18 protein-coding genes and 1 pseudogene are annotated in these 18,979 nt (G+C 36.9%); all 19 read left to right on the top strand.

The annotated features are described in order from the left end of the window. The first annotated feature begins 119 nt into the window (after positions 1 to 119). Positions 120 to 1,181: a hypothetical protein gene (locus L3D05_RS14470; protein ID WP_239616871.1), complete on the top strand. Its 1,062-nt coding sequence runs from the start codon at positions 120 to 122 to the stop codon at positions 1,179 to 1,181. A 216-nt stretch (positions 1,182 to 1,397) separates the two neighbouring features. Further along, positions 1,398 to 1,940 carry an O-acetyl-ADP-ribose deacetylase gene (locus tag L3D05_RS14465; RefSeq protein ID WP_239616870.1) on the top strand — a complete coding sequence of 181 codons (543 nt, stop codon included), beginning with the start codon at positions 1,398 to 1,400 and terminating at the stop codon, positions 1,938 to 1,940. Positions 1,941 to 2,134: 194 nt separating this feature from the next. Then, positions 2,135 to 2,644 (top strand): hypothetical protein, encoded by a 510-nt coding sequence (locus L3D05_RS14460; protein WP_239616868.1) that lies wholly within the window; start codon positions 2,135 to 2,137, stop codon positions 2,642 to 2,644. A 191-nt stretch (positions 2,645 to 2,835) separates the two neighbouring features. Further along, positions 2,836 to 3,273: a hypothetical protein gene (locus L3D05_RS14455; RefSeq protein WP_239616867.1), complete on the top strand. Its 438-nt coding sequence runs from the start codon at positions 2,836 to 2,838 to the stop codon at positions 3,271 to 3,273. 236 nt (positions 3,274 to 3,509) lie between these two features. Continuing rightward, positions 3,510 to 4,250 carry a DUF5071 domain-containing protein gene (locus L3D05_RS14450; protein ID WP_239616865.1) on the top strand — a complete coding sequence of 247 codons (741 nt, stop codon included), beginning with the start codon at positions 3,510 to 3,512 and terminating at the stop codon, positions 4,248 to 4,250. Positions 4,251 to 4,452: 202 nt separating this feature from the next. Beyond that, positions 4,453 to 4,848 (top strand): YxiJ family protein, encoded by a 396-nt coding sequence (locus tag L3D05_RS14445; protein ID WP_239616864.1) that lies wholly within the window; start codon positions 4,453 to 4,455, stop codon positions 4,846 to 4,848. Positions 4,849 to 5,107: 259 nt separating this feature from the next. Beyond that, positions 5,108 to 5,653 (top strand): annotated as a pseudogene (locus L3D05_RS14440) (histidine phosphatase family protein); the annotation flags it as partial. Between the two features lie 256 nt (positions 5,654 to 5,909). After that, on the top strand, positions 5,910 to 6,329 hold the full coding sequence (locus L3D05_RS14435; RefSeq protein ID WP_239616862.1) for a GTP pyrophosphokinase: 420 nt from the start codon (positions 5,910 to 5,912) through the stop codon (positions 6,327 to 6,329). 272 nt (positions 6,330 to 6,601) lie between these two features. Then, complete coding sequence (locus L3D05_RS14430; protein ID WP_239616861.1) at positions 6,602 to 7,090, top strand: GyrI-like domain-containing protein; 489 nt, start codon at positions 6,602 to 6,604, stop codon at positions 7,088 to 7,090. A gap of 281 nt (positions 7,091 to 7,371) precedes the next feature. Continuing rightward, positions 7,372 to 7,821 (top strand): VOC family protein, encoded by a 450-nt coding sequence (locus L3D05_RS14425; protein WP_239616859.1) that lies wholly within the window; start codon positions 7,372 to 7,374, stop codon positions 7,819 to 7,821. Between the two features lie 370 nt (positions 7,822 to 8,191). Further along, complete coding sequence (locus tag L3D05_RS14420) at positions 8,192 to 8,644, top strand: VOC family protein (RefSeq protein WP_239616858.1); 453 nt, start codon at positions 8,192 to 8,194, stop codon at positions 8,642 to 8,644. A 272-nt stretch (positions 8,645 to 8,916) separates the two neighbouring features. Further along, the gene (locus tag L3D05_RS14415) at positions 8,917 to 9,750 is read left to right on the top strand and encodes an imm11 family protein (protein ID WP_239616856.1); all 834 of its coding nucleotides are present in this window, start codon (positions 8,917 to 8,919) and stop codon (positions 9,748 to 9,750) included. A 257-nt stretch (positions 9,751 to 10,007) separates the two neighbouring features. Next, a complete protein-coding gene (locus L3D05_RS14410) occupies positions 10,008 to 10,493 on the top strand; it encodes a hypothetical protein (protein WP_239616854.1) in 486 nt (161 codons plus the stop codon). A 157-nt stretch (positions 10,494 to 10,650) separates the two neighbouring features. Further along, the gene (locus tag L3D05_RS14405; protein WP_239616853.1) at positions 10,651 to 11,262 is read left to right on the top strand and encodes a hypothetical protein; all 612 of its coding nucleotides are present in this window, start codon (positions 10,651 to 10,653) and stop codon (positions 11,260 to 11,262) included. 537 nt (positions 11,263 to 11,799) lie between these two features. After that, a complete protein-coding gene (locus L3D05_RS14400) occupies positions 11,800 to 12,870 on the top strand; it encodes a hypothetical protein (protein WP_239616851.1) in 1,071 nt (356 codons plus the stop codon). Between the two features lie 168 nt (positions 12,871 to 13,038). Continuing rightward, a complete protein-coding gene (locus L3D05_RS14395) occupies positions 13,039 to 13,635 on the top strand; it encodes a hypothetical protein (protein WP_239616849.1) in 597 nt (198 codons plus the stop codon). Positions 13,636 to 13,899: 264 nt separating this feature from the next. Continuing rightward, a complete protein-coding gene (locus L3D05_RS14390) occupies positions 13,900 to 14,145 on the top strand; it encodes a DUF7336 domain-containing protein (RefSeq protein WP_239616848.1) in 246 nt (81 codons plus the stop codon). Between the two features lie 340 nt (positions 14,146 to 14,485). Beyond that, positions 14,486 to 16,336, top strand: a complete 1,851-nt coding sequence (locus tag L3D05_RS14385; RefSeq protein WP_239616846.1) for an AAA family ATPase — start codon at positions 14,486 to 14,488, stop codon at positions 16,334 to 16,336. 1,551 nt (positions 16,337 to 17,887) lie between these two features. Continuing rightward, positions 17,888 to 18,562, top strand: a complete 675-nt coding sequence (locus L3D05_RS14380; protein WP_239616845.1) for a hypothetical protein — start codon at positions 17,888 to 17,890, stop codon at positions 18,560 to 18,562. Positions 18,563 to 18,979 lie beyond the last annotated feature (417 nt).

The following is an 18,979-nucleotide window of genomic DNA, read 5'->3' as shown; positions in this document are numbered from 1 at the left end:
CTCGGTCCGGCAGAAGTTAGAAGTGGATTCGGTGATGTAATTGACAGCAGCAGAGAAGCAGATTCAACCGGACACATCGATCTCCCTAAGATAGGAGCTATCTAAGGAAGATCGACGTCGTGAATACACGAACGTTATCTGAAATCAGCGCAAAATACTCGAATGATTCGGTGGATAATATGACAGACAAAATATTAAATAGTTATTATCAGTATTACAATAATGTTCTTAAACAAGAATCTTTCACTGACGAACAAGTGATTAAAAAAATGCAAACAAGATTTAATAATGAATTGGAAATAAAAATATCCAATTGGGGAAGAACAAGTGCTTATAAGACAATGGAAATCAAAAAAAACGAGCATTCTGACTATGTTATTCCAATGCTCACTCCAAACGAAATTATCTCTCAAAATGCAACACTTGGGCAAAAGTTACGTGAAGATTATCAATGGGTTTTACCGCCTTATATTCAAATGCGAATCATTTACGAAATGTTTGAAAAGAAAGAGCTTGATGACTTAGAAATTTTATATAACAGTACATACAATACTGGTTATTTTGCATCTCAGTTAACAACCAATTATAGTGATTCAGATTTGATAAAGAGCTATATGTCATTGATTGAAGAATCAATTGAATGTTTTTTATTCAAAAAGTATGCTGGAGCAATCACATTGCTATTTACAATTATTGAGGGAATCTCACGTGAGTTCTGCGATAGTGTTCAAGTGTCTTACAATAAACAGGGTTCATCAAGTGCATTCTGTACAGCAATAAAGTATCGGAAAGAACAATGGAAAGAAAATGTATTATTTAAGACAGGAAATAAACAAATTATTTTACCTAATGATTACCTTAATGACGAAGTATTAATAAAAGTTGATGAGGCTATGGATATGTTCGTTTCGTTTGAACGATATGGAGTTGATTACCTATATAAATCTAGTACAGATTTTTCTCTAAATAGACACAGCATTTTGCATGGTGTTAACAAAGACTACTATATCCCAATTAACTTTTATCGCTTATTTTCCTGTCTTGAAATGCTTGTTCTAGTTGTGACAAACAGGTTCATGGCAAAAGATATCGACGATTATGAGAATACATATAGACTATTCAAGAAATTTAATTACATTGAAAATGCTAGAGCTATTCAGGAAGGCGCTGACCTCACATAACAACATATTCACGCATCGGGGCATTCGCCCCTCGGTCCGGCACGAAGATTGAAGAGAATTCGGGGAGGCATATCAGTAGCATGGAAGTGTAATCAGCCAGACACATCCGCACCACCTAACCGCATCGCGGCCGCCCTTCGGGCTTAAGGTGATGGGACGTCGTGAATACACAACGTTATCTGAAAGTGACAAGGGCGAAGGAAAGGAAGCTGACTCGTGGAGGCTCTCATAAATTCAACAACTATTGAAGTGCTTAAAGGAGATATCACTCAATCTCAACTAGAGTGCATAGTCAATGCAGCAAATACTAGTTTGCTTGGCGGTGGTGGAGTTGACGGAGCGATCCATCGTGCGGGCGGCAAAGAAATACTCGATGAATGCATTAGAATTCGTAACAAACAGGGCAACTGTCCAGTTGGTGAAGCTGTAATCACAACTGGAGGTAAACTTAAAGCAAAGTTTGTCATACACACGGTAGGTCCTGTTTGGAATAATGGTGAGAACAACGAACCTGAAAAGCTCAAGAATTGTTATATAAACGCATTAAGCCTTGCAATTAAGAATGAAATCAGAAGCATATCATTTCCTAATATTAGTACAGGTATTTATAGATATCCGAAAGAGCAGGCAGTAGAAATAGCATTGAATTCAGTAATGGATTTTGTGAAGACTAATGCAGGAATTAAACGAGTACAATTCGTATGTTTTGATGAAGACAATGAAAGAATTTATAAAGAGAAATTAAAGACGTATTTGTAAGTAGCTCGGGACGCTGTTACCTTCAGATAACACATATTCACGCATCGGGCCATTCGGCTCTCGGTCCGGCAGAAGTTAGAAGTATGTTCGATGATGCAATTGCAGCAGCAGGGAACCGGAATCAGCCGGAAACATCCGCAACACCTAACTGCATCGCGGCCGGTTCCTTCGTAACCTTAAGGTGGTGGGACGTCGTGAATACAACATCGTTAGTTGAAATCGACGGAGGGCCTGAAATGCAAGAATTCAGATCTACGTTTTGCCGAGATCGAAGTGCAATTATTAGTTGGCTTCCGATCTTTGAGCTTTCAAGCGATTTTACTGTAGGACTATCTCAAACAGGTTATTGGGTTGTCGTTTCAAACGATAATTTATTTTTGATAGATAATAAACAATCATATCTTTTTATTATGAGGGTTCTTGAAATCCCAATAGAAATACTGAATTCAAAGATAATCAAATGTAACGATAAAGATCGCTCTTTAGAATTTCCATATTATGATTTAGTAAAGTTCACACTTCAAAAGAGCAATTCATCTTACTGGATAGAATTAGCTCTCAGATGGATTCCTGAGTTAAAGAATGCAGAAAAAGCAGATTTAATAGTTGATTTAAGTGAAGTTTTATTAAATAAAAAGTATCCTCAACAACTAAGACATAGAATTCAAAAGCAAATTAAGGAAATTGAAATATTGAAGGATTAATCAGGAAGTCATCGACATCATCTAACACCATATTCGCGCTTCGGGCAATTCATCTCTCGGTCCGGCCGAGGGATTTCGGAGAAGTGGTAGCAGCCGGACACATCGATCTTCCTAAGATAGGAGCTATCTAAGGGGGATCGACGTCGTGAATACAAGAACGTTAGACGAAATTATCGAAGGCAGGTTAAACCATGAAATATCAACAATTAAACAATGGATGGGGAGCAGAGCCAAATGCACCAGATCCGCAAATTGAAATTGATTTTGCTCAAGGCAAATTGAAATTGAAGTTTTACTTAAACCCCTTTATTTACAAGGACGTTGAAGAAGAAATAAGAGCAGAACTAGAATTTAGTAATTGTTTTATGTTTAGATTAGGTCCAACCAATGATGAAGGATTTTATAGAGGTCAATGTAGATTTTCGAAAACCGGAATTAATTGGGGAGAATTCTATCAACTCGAAGAAACAGAATGGAAAGAAACATTTCCGAAAGATAAAGTAATAGTACTTAATCATTTGATAAATGAAGAGGGACTAAGACATTATCTTTTTTATTTTAGAGATGTAACATTTGAATGCATAGCTAAAGATTATCATTATAAGAATTTGAACGATTATTCAAAGTAGTCGATAACTTCGTCTAACACCATATTCACGCTCCGGGGAATTCGCCCCTCGGTCTGGACAGAAGTTAGAAGTTTCTCGAAGAGGCACTTCTGTATGCAGGGAAGTGATTCAGCCAGACACATCCGCACCGACTAAGCGCATCGCGCCCGGCCACGTTGTGGCCTTAAGTCGGTTGGACGTCGTGAACACAACAATGTTAGCCGAAATTCGACAAGAGCAGATTGTAGGTGATCTAATTGCTAGAAATTAATAGATTTATAATGAAACTCTCATGGGATAGTACAGATGAAGAAAAGAAGAATGCAATAGAAAGCTTATTGTTGATTGAGGATAAAGATATGCATCTCCTACTTCAACCACTGGACAAGGGAGTGTGGGATGGTGCAGCAGAGGTAATAGTTAGACTTGGTTATCCTAGAGTAAATGTAATCCTCCCAGGGTTACTGGTATGGTTACAAGATCTAAATTGGCCTGGAGCAATGCGTATTGCAGATTTTTTAAGTGAAATTGGTGATCCAATTGTCCCCCATGTTAGAGATGTGCTAAAGAAACATAAAGAAGATGAAGTTTGGATTTATTGGCTGTTTGAACAAATCATTGATAAATGGGATAAGAGTAAAGTTTCTCAGATAGAAGAAGAGCTAATAGATATATCAAATGGAAAGATCAATGATTTGAGAGCAATAAATACTTTGTTTAATCATAATGTTTTTAATCTTGTTGAAGTCAAACGACAATTAACTAACAAAATTAAGGGTACTATTATTGAACTTGAAGAACTTGAGAAGAAATACTCAGGAGTAGATTGTATTGAATTGGAACGTGGGTTTAAAGAAGTATTATTTAAGCCAGAGTTATCACGAAAGTATCATGAAGAAAACAAAGAGCTATTTTCTTATTGTGGGTATAAATCATATTTACAAGAATACATAAGAGAAATTGAGGAGTTAGACAAGGAAGTGTCGAACTTCGCCTAACACCATATTCACGCATTGGGGCGTTCCCCCTCGGTCCGGCCGGAGCTGCAGAAAATTCGACTAAAGCGAACTCAGTTACAGGGAAGCGGAATCAGCCGGACACATCGATCTCTCTAAGATAGGAGCTATCTAAGAGAGATCGACGTCGTGGATTCGAGAACGTTATCTGAAATAACACAAATTCCTAGATTGAGGTGAAGTCTTGAAGCAATTATTGGAAGAGATTATCCAAATCTATTCTCAGGAAACGAGCAATCCATTTCCCTACGACGATTTCAGGAAACTTCAGTATGACTTTGCAATAGAATTTAAGAAATTTGCTCCTAACGAAACCATAACTGCTGATTTTAATACATATATGAAGTTTATCTTGGGACTATCATCTGGAGGAATTAGAAACAGCCTTGAAGATCCAGTAGAACGCTTAAAGACAAAAGAATGGCTAAACAAATCGTTTTATGAATGGTTTCCAAAGTACAGATTTTTAGAACCATTTGATTTATCAAATTATAAAGAACTAAATAAAGAATGGAACGTTTTAGATACACTAAGAAAAAAACTATTTGAATTAATTAAACTAAAGGAAAGTCTACAATAGATTTGCACGTATCTTATGAAGTGTGTTACTTCAGATAACACCATATTCACGCTTCGGGCCATTCGGCCCTTGGTCCGGCTGGAGTCCGATTTGATTCGAAGAGGCATTTCAGCAGCAGTGAAGTAGATTCAGCCGGACACATCCGCACCACCTAACCGCATCGCGGCCGCCCCTTCGGGGCTTAAGGTGGTGGGACGTCGTGAATACAAGAACGTTAGCTGAAACCATTGCATTGCTCAAAGAAAGAAGGAACAAAACATTGCAGACATATATTTACTTTGTGAGACATTCTGAATCCCCTTTTATTATTGGAGAAGAAAGATCAAGGGGCTTATCCGAGAAGGGGAAATTAGAAGCACTTAAAGTAACCACTATTTTAGAGAAAGAAGAAATTGGAATTTATGTATCAAGTCCATATGAGCGAGCTATTCAAACAATCAAAGATGCTGCTGGAAACAAAGAAATTCTAATATTTGAAGACCTAAGAGAAAGACAAATTGGAATAATACCCGATAATAAATTTAAGGAATCAAAGTTAATGGCGTATCAAGATTTTGATTATTATTTTCCAGGAGGAGAATCTTCTAAAGACGCTCAACAAAGGGCAATCAAGATTCTAATTGATTTACTTAATACATTTGAGGGAAAGAAAATCGTAATTGGAACCCATGGGGATGTCATGACTTTAATGATGAATTACTTTGATAAATCTTATAATTATGAATTCTGGGAATCAACAACAATGCCTGATATTTATAAACTTCAATTTGAAGGAATCAACTTAATTAATGTAACAAGACAATGGAATATTCGAGGAAGGCAATGGCATCAGCTAACACCATATTCACGCTTCGGGCCATTCGGCCCTCGGTCCGGACCGGAGTTGAAGTGGATTCGATCGGAGAGAATATCAGATACGGGGAAGCGGAATCAGCCGGATACGTCCAACTCCCTAACCGCATCGCGGCCGTCCTTCGGGCTTAAGGGAGTTGGACGTCGTGAATACAAGAACATTATGCGTAATACCCTAAGTGCAAATTCAAAGAACGGAGTTGATTGTTTTGAATATCGAATTAGCTATTTCAATCGCATTACAAGCCCACAAAGGTCAAATCGATAAAGGAGGCAACCCTTATATCCTACATCCATTAGCTGTTATGAATAGAGTTGAAACAATAGAAGAGAAGATTGTAGCTGTTCTCCATGATGTTATTGAAGACACTGAAGTCACGATTGAACAACTAAGAGAATTTGGATTTTCAGAAGAGATCTTAAAGGCAATTAGTTTATTGACTAGATCTAAAGAAGATAGTTATGAAGAATTTATTGAGAAGACAATTTATCATCGGATTTCAAGAAATGTAAAGATCGCTGACATTAAAGAAAACATGAATATATCAAGAATTAAAGATCCAACTGAACATGATTATAAGAGATTAGAGAAATATAAAAGGGCAATTGAAAGATTAGAGAGTGAATAATTAACTTAAATGTTATTCAGGAAGAGGGTACTACGCATAACACCATGTTCACGCTTCGGCGGGCAAGCCGCCTCGGTCCGGCAGGAGTCAGATGTAGTTTCGGAGAAGTAATTGGCAGCAACGATGAAGTGGAATCAGCCGGACACATCCAACTCCCTAACCGCATCGCGGCCGCCCTTCGGGCTTAAGGTGATGTGACGTCGTGAATACAAGAACGTTATCCGCAAGACTTGCAAAATCAGTTTTAAACCAAATCGTAAGGAGCGTGTAATATGTCCGTATTCTTTGAAGAGAAGGCATCATTTACAGTTATCGGAAAGGTAGGACAAGGCTCTGCAGCAGACAGCCCAAGTTGGATTCCCCCCCTTTGGCAAGAAGCAAATAATAACTTTGAAGAGATTCGGACATTAGCAAAGACTGATGCGGAAGGTAATATCGTTGGCCTTTGGGGGGCGATGAGTGACTTATCCGAGAACTTTAAACGTTGGACAGATCAAGGTAAATATCTAGCAGGATGTGAAGTGTTGGAAAACTCCATTGCTCCATTTGGATGGACAAAATGGATAGTACCTTCATATAAGTTTGCAGTAATGAAATGCAGTCAAAGTACATATCAAGAGATATTCAATTATATGATCAATGATTATTTACCAACAAACAACTATTCAATTGTTGGAGCAATACATGAATTCTATAACCCAGTAGAAGCAAACGAGCATCTTTATTTATACTTTCCAATTGAAAAACGGGATATCAAGTAATTCAATGAGATTCAGCATAATCTTAGAAGCCAAGTCCATCGGATAACACCATATTCATGCATCGGGCCATTCGGCCCTCGGTCCGGCAGAAGATGAAACGGATTCGAGTGGAGTGAACTCAGATACAGAGAAGCGGGAATCAGCCGGACACATCCCACCACCTAATGTGGCATCGCGGCCGCCCTTCGGGCTTAGGGGAGTTGGACGTCGTGAATACCTGAACGTTATATGAAAGGGATGCAAGAGCAATAAAAACCATAGATACTGAGGGGGTGTTTTCAATGAATCAAGAACTTGCATTTTCACGTATTGGCTACGTATATGTTCCAACAACCCAAATTGATGAATCTATTGCATGGTACACAGAAAACCTAGAATTTAAATTAATGAATAAGTTTCAAGACCGAGGCTCTTTTATTGCAGTTTTACATCACCCTCATCAAAACTCTATTGCATTATTACTCATTGAAACAAGAGACAAACAATCATTAGAAATCATAAGAAACGGAAAACCATACCCGATCATGGCGATAAATTGCCCAGATATCGAATACACACATAAATCAATGAAAGATAAGGGATTAGAGATTGAAGATTTACATACTCTTGGGGCTGGAGAAGCTAAATATTTTTATTTCAGAGATAATGAAGGGAATTTATTAGAAGCAGCATGGTCAATTTGGGATCCGAAAGATGAAGTAAAAGAAGAATTTGTAAAGCAAGAGAGCTAATAAAGTGAAGTGTAAGAAAACTCAAGTAGGAATCCCCATCAAATAACACTATAATCACGCTTCGGGTTATTCAGCCCTCGGTCCGCCGGAGTTAGAAGTGGGTTCGAAGAGGCATTTCAGCAGCAGGGAAGCAGATTCAGCCGGACACATCGATCCCCCTAAGATAAGAGCTATCTAAGGGGGATCGACGTCGTGAATACAAGAACATTATATGACATACCCGAAAACCCAATTTCACATTGTCCAATATTATGACTTCTTATTGTTGTCAACAATTGTTACAAAGCATTTATTTTAGAATTAAATAATAATTATTTGAAAAATATTGAAGATGATCAGGCAGTAAATTTGTACACGAGGAGATGAATCTATGATAAAAAACAAATTACTAAGAATGGACAATGTCGGCATCGTTGTAGAATCCCTTGATGACGCAATCTCTTTCTTCGAGGAGATTGGCTTGAACCTCGAAGGGCGAGCCACTGTTGAAGGTGAATGGGCTGGTCGTGTAACCGGACTAGGTTCTCAGTGTGTAGAAATTGCTTTGATGGTTACCCCAGATGGGCACAGCCGACTTGAACTTTCGAGATTTCTCACCCCACCTACTATATCAGATCACCGGACTGCTCCAGTAAACTCTCTCGGTTATCTACGCGTCATGTTTACAGTTCAAGACATTGACGAAATGGTATCCAGACTCACTAAGTATGGTGCTCTGCTCGTTGGCGAAGTGGTTCAGTACGAGGACTCGCATCGGCTCTGCTACATTCGAGGAGTCGAAGGACTTCTAATCGGTTTGGCGGAACAACTCGGTAACAAATAAGTAGCTGACGGTTTATAAAAAGCATTTACTGAAATATAAATCAATAGAGTAAAAAATAGAAACAGATGGCAGTGTAAAAAGCAAATCGAAGAAGTCGGGTACGTCATATAACACCATATTCAAGCTTCGGGGTATTCGCCCCTCGGTCCGGACCGAAGTTGAAGCGAATTCGACTGGGGTAATTCAGATTACAGGGAAGCGAAGTCAGGCCTGAAAGAAATAGGCAACAATAAAGTGATAAGACAAATTTGATTATTCCGGGAGATTGAAACATGAAGATTTGGGAGTTAGTCAGTAACGATAAAAGCAGAGAGCTAACAACCGATGATCAGAAGCCCTTGCCTAATACTCACCCGTTTTATTCGTGGTTGGATGGTTCATTATTGGCAGATAAATGGAGTCCCTGTTATGTAGTGAACTATCGGAAAGGGAAGTACACGGATTTCCCAGGCTTCAGAAGCGGCATACCAGTGTTCTCGGGGGCAACATTTGAGAAAATAGGATCCTATCTTCAAAGTCAGGTTGAATTCCTGCCGTTGATTCATAAAGAAATGGATTTTATTGCGCTCAATGTCATCAACCTGGTCGATTGCGCCGACAAAGCAAGGTCTGAAGCGAAAAGGTTAATAAGTACGGGTGATTTCTTAGGGTATAAGAAGGTTGTTTTCCATGCTGAAAAAATTCCAGCCGATACGCTTATTTTTAAGCTTCCTGAGACGAGTGACTCTCGTGTATATGTTACGGACCAATTTGTAGAGCTTGTCAAACACCACAAACTCAAAGGATTCCAGTTTAAGGAGGTTTGGGATTCCAATTCTGAATGTACCGAAGAGTTAGAACAAGAAAAGCAAAAGAGATTTCAAGAGATTTTAAACGCCGTACAACAGTACCAAGGTCCGAAGTACAACTATGAAGAAGCAGTGAAACAAGTACAAAACGGAAAGGCTATGGTTAGCGATAGGTGGAAAATGCAGAAGGACACTAAAGGCCGATTCTGGTTAGGACAATTGGAAGATAATGCTGTATACCACTGGCTCATGCCTACTTTTATTCCTCCCGTACTCCTAGGATATATGTGGCATGAAACAAACTTGTCATCCATATAACCAACTTCTATAAAGTTCTCAAGTTACTCGGCGAAGGCATCCCCATCATATAACACCATATTTACGCTTTGGGTCGACTTTGTCGCCCCTCGGTGAAGTTAGAAGTTTCTCAAAGAGGCACTTCTGTATGCGGGGAAGTGATTCAGCCGGACACATCCGCACCGATTAAGCGCGCCCGGTCACTCCGTGACCCTAAGTCGGTGGGACGTCGTGAATACAAGAACGTTAGACGAAATTCTACTAAGGATTGAAACGAAATGAAAAAATTAAATACAATTGCGGGCTTTTATTATCTTGCCTTAGCTACTGGTTACAAAGTTAAAAATGAAATCATTATTTGGGCTGATAACTGTATTGAAAAATATGAAATTCCTTATGATTTCATTGAACTCTCACTATCTGGTTCTAAATCGATTGAAGATACACTTTCAATTCTAAGATCTTTATATGGTAAGAATGAATTTGACATACCAATGTATATAATGCTGGGTCAATTACGTTCAGATTTTATAAAGAAGAATATATCAGAAGATAAATTTTTTGCTTATGTTTATGGATTGTATACTCATGGGTGCATGTCAGATAGAGCAGCAGATCAGTTTTCTTTTTTAGATCGGTTAAGTGATGGATATTATTTGGCTACTGAAGGAATTTACGGAGAGGTAGAAGATGTAGTACAGGACGCACTTGATACATTAAAGAAATATCAAGAATACTTGGACATACTGAGGGATGAATCTTAGAAGAGTAGAACTTCGTCTAACACCATATTCACGCTTCGGGGCATTCGCCCCTCTGTCCGGCAGAGGTTAGTTAGATGAGGATTCAAGTAGTATTTCAGCAGCGAGAAGCGTAATCAGCCGGACACATCCGCTGCAATTAAGAGAGAGGATTGATCGCATGGTTCAATCAATGCTTCTTGAAATAAATTCAACTACTTTTGAGGACGATATTGAATATAAGATCTCACAATGTGTTCGCACAAACAATAACATCTCGATAATAATTGATATTGTTTATACACTTGAATATGAAGTAATTCAATCTTGGGAAATTACTTGCATAGAAGTAGAAGAGCATGAAATAAAGTTAAGTAATAATCAGAGAATGTTTTTCACTGAAGATCATGTACTTCTATGGGAATACCAGCATCAAAACTTTGATTTATATCTAACAAGTAAGGCGATAAATACTAATGAAATATTAGGACATCTATATAAGAGACATGAAGAGCTAACAGAAAGCTGGGTCCCATTCGGAAGTTATTTCAATAAACATAATCAGAATATTCTTGATATAGGTCAAGGTTTATTGGCTACAGGTCCCAGTCCGATTATTTTGGCGTACGAGAATATTTTGAATTGTAATAGTATTAAGACCTCAAAGATTCCTTGTAATAATATGAAACAATGGAATGATGGAAAGTTCGAGATTTTAGATAATATAAAAGCATTAATATTTGATGAATCTTACTTAATCGCTAAGAACTTTATTGCTAAAAAATTAAAATAACATATTTAGTATTTCAAGGAAGGCCAAGTCTTCGAATAATAACATATTCACAAATCGGGGCATTCGCCCCTCGGCCGGACCGGAGCTGAAGTAGTTCGACTGGAGTGAATTCAGATACAGGGAAGAGGAATCAGCCGGACACATCCACACCACCTAACCGCATCGCGGCCGGTCACTCCGTGACCTTTAGGTGGTGGGACGTCGTGAATACTAAGTAAAGAAGAGAACATATAGACGATTGAAGTCGCATAAGATGCGGCTTTTTTTGTAGAATTGTGTCACTAACTCGTAAGGAAATGAAAGGAAATTAAAGATTAGTATGGAATAAGTGAAGTGAAGAATAGGCGTTGAAAGAATAGGTATGAATTTCGAAGAAGGCAGGAACAGCAAACACCGTGTTCACGCTTCGGGGCATTCGCCCCTCGGACCGGCAGAAGTAAGATGAGGATTCGAAGATGACATTAACAGAGCAGGTAATCGACGTCGTGAACTCACGAACGTTAGACGAAAATCCAAATACATTTTGGAGGTGAAAACTTGCTAAAATACTTTTTTATACTTCTAATTATTTTACTAAGTGGTGTAGTTTTCTTAGTTATTAATAATAAAGGACACAATCCTGAAAGAGAACAGGTTACAGTTAGTTATCTTAATAATCCCGTTCAAATTGATGATCTTGGTATAGAAGTTAACTCAAATACTTTGTCTTCATGGGTTATGGAGCAAAGGTATAAACAAGATAGGTATGTATTTATAACTGGGTACCAAAATAATGAAATCACAAGATTTTTATTCGATACTAATGATGAGAAGCTAAATATAGCAAAACATGCGAACAATACGCGGTTCAAAGTTGTTAATAATAATGATGGGAATATTGAGGTTTATAATCTAATAAATAATAAACTCATTTACAGCTTCAAAAATGAAAATTATATTGTTAATTTTTCAAGTACTGAAAGATACTTGGTAGCAACATCAAATAAGAAAACTTTACTTATAGATCTGGACAAAGAAGTAGAACTTCCCACTCCGATTAGTGGAAGAACATATTATTCCTGGTCACCTAATGACAAAAAAGCAATTCTTGAGAAATATGATGACTACCCTGGCGATGGTAAACAAAATGAATATTTGTGGAATTTACAATCCAGTACAGTTAGTGAATTTAAAAGCAGACCCAAAGAAACGATTAATTGGGGCTTCAATGGGGATTTTATTTATTCATATTCAAATGCAATAGATAAGGATATTATTTTCCGAATTTATGATACCAATAAGAACCAATGGAAGGACATATATTCAACTGATTTACAGCTTGAAGAAACCGCAGCAGGAAATATAAGGTGGATTTCGTCAGATGAATTTCTTTATGTTGGCTCTAAGTCTAGTTTTTCAATATTTAATCTGTTAGCTATGGCTGCTAAACAAGATTTTTATGCAGTTAAGGTTAATTGGAAAAAACAAAGTGATAAACGTATAAAATTAAAGGCTTTTTCAGCTCGTTATTCGGTTTGGAGCTTTGACAATAACTACATTTATTATATAGATAGACATAACGAGGATGATAAGGGATTTTATAAAATGGAAGTTAATTTTTCTAAGTAATGGAACTTCGTCTAACAATGTGTTCACGCATCGGGGCTTTCGCTCCTCGGTCCGGACCGGAACTGAAATGGAATCGGTTGAAGGGAATTCAGTGGTAGGGAAGCAGAATCAGCCTGACACAACATCCGCACCACCTAACCGCATCGCGGTTTTCGACTTCGTCTCGACATGACTTTAAGGGAGGCAAAAATCATTAAGCAAATTCAAACATTCCTTTTTCTTATACTTGTATTATTACTGACGTCTTGCTCCAACAATAGACTAATAAACAATCAAATTGATGTTCAAAAAGATTCTCACAAAATTGACTTTCTTAATTTAATCAACGAAGGAAAAATTAACAGTTCAAGTGTGAGAATAGGTGAATCAACTGATGAATTAATAGAACAAAAGGGCAAACCTGAAAATTCTGATTATCTTGAAGGCGGGTTATATTTTGCATACGGCAATATAATATATTTCACTAATGCTGATTATGATTATGATGATTCCAATAAAATATTGCATGGACAAATTATTGGGATAGGTTTACCTCAAGGTGAAGAACTGTTTGGTATCAAATTAGGTTTTAATAGTATGGAAGATGCAAGATCAATATTTGGAACCGAAAGTCTTCTGACGTCTCCAGATGATAATTTAGATAGCTTTTTATTGTCAGAAAGTTGGAGTTATGAATATAAATTCGAGAAGTACAATTTAACTTTTACAACGAAGACTAAGAATGGTGTTTTGGATGGGGCTTTCTTGTGGGCTAATTCATGGTAGAAAGTCACGTCGTATAACACCACATTCACGCTTCGGGGCATTCGGCCCTTGGTCCGACTGAGGCTAGATGTGGGTTTGAGAAGTAATTGGCAGCAGCAGGGAAGCAGGATCAGCCGGACACATCCGCACCACCTAACCGCATCGCGGCCAGTCGCTTCGTGACTTTAAGGTGGTAGGACGTCGTGAATACAAGAGCGTTAGGCGAAAATGCCAAGGTCAATAAAGACATTCATAAAGACATCCATAACAAGGAGCCTAATTTGTATGAATCATATTTATATATTGGAGCACAGCTATGAGATTGGTGATTTTGACGAAACAAAACTAATTGGAGTTTACTCATCAAGGGATCTTGCTCAAAAAGCAATAGATAAATATATTAAACTTCCTGGATTTAATAAATACCATTTAGATTGTTTCCACATCGAGAAATATGAGATAAATAAAGATCATTGGGAAGAAGGATTTATTACATGGGAAGAAGCAAATAAGAATGACACAAACGAATGATTCGAAGTATTTCGAGAAAGATGGTAGCATCGCCTAACACCGTATTCACGCTTCGGGGCATTCGCCCCTCGGTCCGGCAGAAGTAAGATGAGGATTCGAAGATGACATTAGCAGTAGCAGCGAAGCAGAATCAGCCGGAAACATCCAACTCCCTAACCGCATCGCGGCCGCCCTTCGTGTTTAAGGGAGTTGGACGTCGTGAACACAAGAACGTTATCCGAAACCTCCGAGAATAAAATCATTTAATATTCTAATAGGATTAGAACATAAAAGTAATTATCGAAAAATGTCATTTATGGTAGTATAGACCTTATCAATGGTTCTCTAGGGGGATGTCACAATGAAAATAAAGTGGTTTCAAATATTAAACTTCAGATCAATTACAGATAGCGGAAAATGTTATATGAATGAAGATATAACTATCTTTGCTGGGAAAAATGAATCCGGAAAAAGTAATATACTAAAAGCACTTGATGCTTTTGACAAAGAAAGTTTTGATGAAGATATTGACTATCCAAATAATATCCAGAAAAACGAGCCGCAAATTATAGTATGCTACTCTATATTGTTGAATGAAATTCAACAAATATACGCAAGTCATCTAAACTTTGAACTTGATTATCCATTTGACCATTCTCCAAAAGAAAAATTTTTTGAGCTAATTGTTACGAAAAATAAAAATGGAATTAAACAAGTATCTGGTAATTGGTCAGACATTATTGAGCCAAGCAGAGTAGGAGAGTTAAAATATTGGGCAAAACAATTCGAAAATAAAGTTAAAGATTTAAATAATGATTCAACATTAACACAAGAATTAATAAATAATCTAAATCGAGTTGTATCAAATAAAAATGCTATTTTAGAAATAAACAAAATATTACAATCCGAGATAGAGAAAGAACCACAATATAAAAACAATTCAAAAATAATAGAACTATTGAGTGATTATGATAACTATAAGCTATTTCAAAAAATACCTAAACAAGAGGAAATGATAGGTTTAATCAAGTTACCCAAAATGATACTATTTAATTCCTTTACTGATCTATTGCCGGATAAGGTTGAGGAAACAATCGCAGTTAATAGCACAATTGTAAAAAGATTCTTTAATATAGTTGATATAAAAATTGAGTCTATTTTTTCTGAAACATCAAAACAAAAACGAAAACAGCTTGTAAATAAGGCTTCTGCCAAAATAACTGGTGACTTCACAAATTTTTATAAACAAAATGAAGTAAAATTAACTATTGATATCGATGGTTCGGAGTTAAGTTTTTTCCTCTACGATGGCGATAGAGATGATCCTTTTAAACCGGAGCAAAGAAGTCAAGGATTTCAATGGTTTCTTTCCTTTTATATTACATTGATGGCCGAAAAGTTATCTGATGAGAATATAATCCTAATTGATGAACCAGGTTTATATTTACATGCAAAAGCACAAGAAGATATGCTTAGAGTATTGGAAGCGATATCAGAAAAAAATCAAATATTATTTACTACTCACAGTCCTTACTTAATTGATACTAATAGGCTAGACCGAGTTAGGTTAGTAATTAAAGAAAATACTGAAACTAGGGTTGAATCTAAGTTTCATAAAATTGCTGATAAAGACACATTAACACCAATAATAACTGCAATTGGATACGATCTTTCTAAAGGGATCGCAATTAGTACTGAACTAAATATTGTGACTGAAGGCATATCTGATTATTATTATCTCATGGCTATGCGGAATTATTTAAAGATTCCCTCATCGAAAGTAACATTCATCCCTGCAGTTGGAGTTGATCAAGTTCCAAATATTTCATCAATATTAGTAGGTTGGGGAGTCCCCATTCTGTGTTTGCTTGATAATGACAGTCAAGGAAAGGGGGTTGCTAGAAAATTAAAAGATAAATTAGGGTTCGAAGAAGGAAAAGAATACATATTTGTATCTGACTCTAAAATAGCAATAGAAGATTTATTTTCGAAAGAAGATTTTTTACAGCACATATTACTTGAAAATGATTCAATTGACCAAAATCAAAATAATTCAAATCTTGCAAGTCATAAAGGAAAAGTTATTATATCCAGAAGTTTCTTTGAACGGATACAAAGTAATGATCTGATCTTAAGCGAGGAAACTATTAAGAATTTTGTGGCAATATTCAATAGAATGCAAATATTAATTCCAGAACACGTTAGTGTATAAATACTACTAATAAACAATCAGCTTATTTATTCTCGAATTATAGGCTGATTGTTTATTTAATTAAAAAATCAATTACCATGAAGAATACATTTGATGATCATTACTTATAGAATCTCAGAGTGTGTTTGAAAGCCAATCAGGAACTAAGAGGCATCGGATGACGTTAATAACACAAGAACGTTATGTTACATTCCTCAATAGTTTATCAGGAGAGATCTTATGATTACTTATCGTTTCATGCGTAAGGAGCATGTAGATAATATGTGAGATTGATCGATCGGAACATATCGACCTGATGAAGCAGGATCAACTATAAGAACTTAAACATGGATGTCCCAATTGGTCTGCAGAAATATTAGAAGAGATCAAGAGTAGATTTATATTTGAAATACGACACGGTCGATTAGCTATTGGAGCTTTTTCAGGTAGCAAATTGGTCGTGTTTGGAGTTATGGCTCATCAGTTTCGCGGAATTGATCATGATAGACTCCAAGTTGACTTAATGTATGTATCGAGAGAAGTTATCGCAACACACATTCTGTCACAAATAGGGGATGAAGCCTGAAGGCGTGGGGCCAAATATCTTTATATTTCTTCGACCGAAACAAGGTCGGTAGTTTCTTTTTATAAAAGCCAAGTCAGCCAAATAATAAAGGAAATTGATCAAGAATTTTTTGATAAGGAACCGTTGGACATACATATGACTAAAGAATTGTGATTGGCAGTGGATCGTAGAAGCGAGGTGATTCATATATCGGGCCATTCGGCCCTCGATCCGGACCGTAGTTGAAGAGGAATCGACTGGAGCGAGTTCAGATACAAGGAAGCGGGATCAGCTGGATACATCCGCACCACCCAACCGCATCGCGGCCAGTCACATCGTTCCTTTAGAGTGGTGGGACGTCGTGAATACAAGAACGTTATACTACTTACCTGAAGTGCATAAATATCAATAAAAGGAGATAACAAGAATGACCTTTAGTTAGTCTACTGTAATCATTCAGTTGTTAAATATAGGAATAGTTCTTTTGTTATTTTCCTGGCTATACCGGTTTAATAGAAAACGTAATAGAAAATGAAGCACAAATACTTTTTTGTGTCGCCTATAAAGCGACTTTTTTTGTATTTCAATGACAAAAATCGGTTAGGAAGAGAAAGGAAATCAATTCATTAATATGGAATTAAGTTAAAATCGTATTTACATTTCAAGGCTGTGACTAGCAACCATTTTGAATTCGTTTAGAGAAAAGCGTAATGAGGAACCCTTTTAATGAAGGAAGAAAAAACAGAGTAGTAGTCAAGAAAACTAAATTTAAGGACAATTTTTAAGTTTATCCAAGTAGTCAGGTATGTCATATAACACCATACTTCGCTTCGGCGGACAAGCTACCTCGGTCCGGACAGAAGTTAGAAGTGGATCCGATGAGGAGTTTTCAGCAGTGAAGCAGATTCAGCAGGAACATCGAACTCCTTTAGATAGGAGCTATCTAAGGGAGTTCGACGTCGTGAACAAAAGTACGATAGACGAAACTAATTAGAGGCGGACTTAAAATGCAAAATAGAATACCGGTAACTGAATTATTAAATTCAATATCAGAAATCATTGACCAAGCAAAACAGAATAGCACAGCTACTTTTGATGAGTTCGCATATATTTTTGCTACTAGTAAAAGCGAATCATATATTCGTGATAAGTTGGCTATTCAACTACAGAAAAGACATATTAACCTAATAATAGCAAGGGAATTTTTACATAAAAGTGAAAGACAGAAATCAAATATCAGACATGATATTGGAGTCCTCGAACGTGTATCAGGCAAAGATGCTAGGCCCTTACAAATAATAGAGTTAAAGAACTGGTACTGTCATGATGTACGACAGAAAAAAGTATGGGATGCAATTCAAACTGATATGAAAAGGATTGATGAGATCTTTGCAGAAATGCATGGAGTAGAAAGTATCATTATAGTTTGTTTCACACATGTTATGAATAAAGTTACTGATTTGCACGACGGAATAATTAAATACCAAGATGATATCAATTATGATCTACAGAGAAAGAACCCTTTAAAATACCCTGAAGACATTACATCTTATTTTAAATCAAAACTTAAGAATACAAATTACACATTGAATTTTAGTCTAGAAGATAGATACTCACCAAAGGGAAAGTATTTAAATAGAGAGATTAGAAATTATTTTTATGTTATTTCAAAGAAGAAATAACTTCGTTTAACACCATATTCACGAATCGGGGCATTTGCCCCTCGGTCCGCCAGGAGTATTTGGCAAGGAAGCTGAATCAGCGGACACATCCGCACGCATTGCGGCCGGCTCCTGACGGAGCCATAAGTCGGTGGAGCGTCGTGAATACAAGAACGTTAACTGAAATCTCCGAGTGCTGAAGATCATTGGAAGTATCATACAAACTCAATAGATTAAGTAGTCGCGTGCAAATTCGAGGAATTGCGATCCTCTTGGCGTCGCTGCTTTTTTTGTTGGTAACTGAAATAATAATTAAGGAGAATTGAAGAGCATAATTAGAAAGACTGGGTTATAATACCATTTAAGAACGTGATTGAAGAACGTATATAAGAACAATTTGAAGACATATAAGGGCGAATTATAGCTCGAATATAAGAT

Source organism: Cohnella mopanensis (assembly GCF_022352055.1).
Lineage (GTDB): Bacteria > Bacillota > Bacilli > Paenibacillales > Paenibacillaceae > Cohnella > Cohnella mopanensis.
This window is presented reverse-complemented; position numbering and strand designations above follow the sequence as displayed.

Bases quoted from the DNA above. Each gene is read 5' to 3' on its own strand.
- L3D05_RS14455 (WP_239616867.1), top strand. From the start codon at position 2,836: ATGAAATATCAACAATTAAACAATGGATGGGGAGCAGAGCCAAATGCA.
- L3D05_RS14430 (WP_239616861.1), top strand. From the start codon at position 6,602: ATGTCCGTATTCTTTGAAGAGAAGGCATCATTTACAGTTATCGGAAAG.
- L3D05_RS14425 (WP_239616859.1), top strand. From the start codon at position 7,372: ATGAATCAAGAACTTGCATTTTCACGTATTGGCTACGTATATGTTCCA.
- L3D05_RS14420 (WP_239616858.1), top strand. From the start codon at position 8,192: ATGATAAAAAACAAATTACTAAGAATGGACAATGTCGGCATCGTTGTA.
- L3D05_RS14415 (WP_239616856.1), top strand. From the start codon at position 8,917: ATGAAGATTTGGGAGTTAGTCAGTAACGATAAAAGCAGAGAGCTAACA.
- L3D05_RS14410 (WP_239616854.1), top strand. From the start codon at position 10,008: ATGAAAAAATTAAATACAATTGCGGGCTTTTATTATCTTGCCTTAGCT.
- L3D05_RS14405 (WP_239616853.1), top strand. From the start codon at position 10,651: ATGGTTCAATCAATGCTTCTTGAAATAAATTCAACTACTTTTGAGGAC.
- L3D05_RS14395 (WP_239616849.1), top strand. From the start codon at position 13,039: ATGACTTTAAGGGAGGCAAAAATCATTAAGCAAATTCAAACATTCCTT.
- L3D05_RS14390 (WP_239616848.1), top strand. From the start codon at position 13,900: ATGAATCATATTTATATATTGGAGCACAGCTATGAGATTGGTGATTTT.
- L3D05_RS14385 (WP_239616846.1), top strand. From the start codon at position 14,486: ATGAAAATAAAGTGGTTTCAAATATTAAACTTCAGATCAATTACAGAT.
- L3D05_RS14380 (WP_239616845.1), top strand. From the start codon at position 17,888: ATGCAAAATAGAATACCGGTAACTGAATTATTAAATTCAATATCAGAA.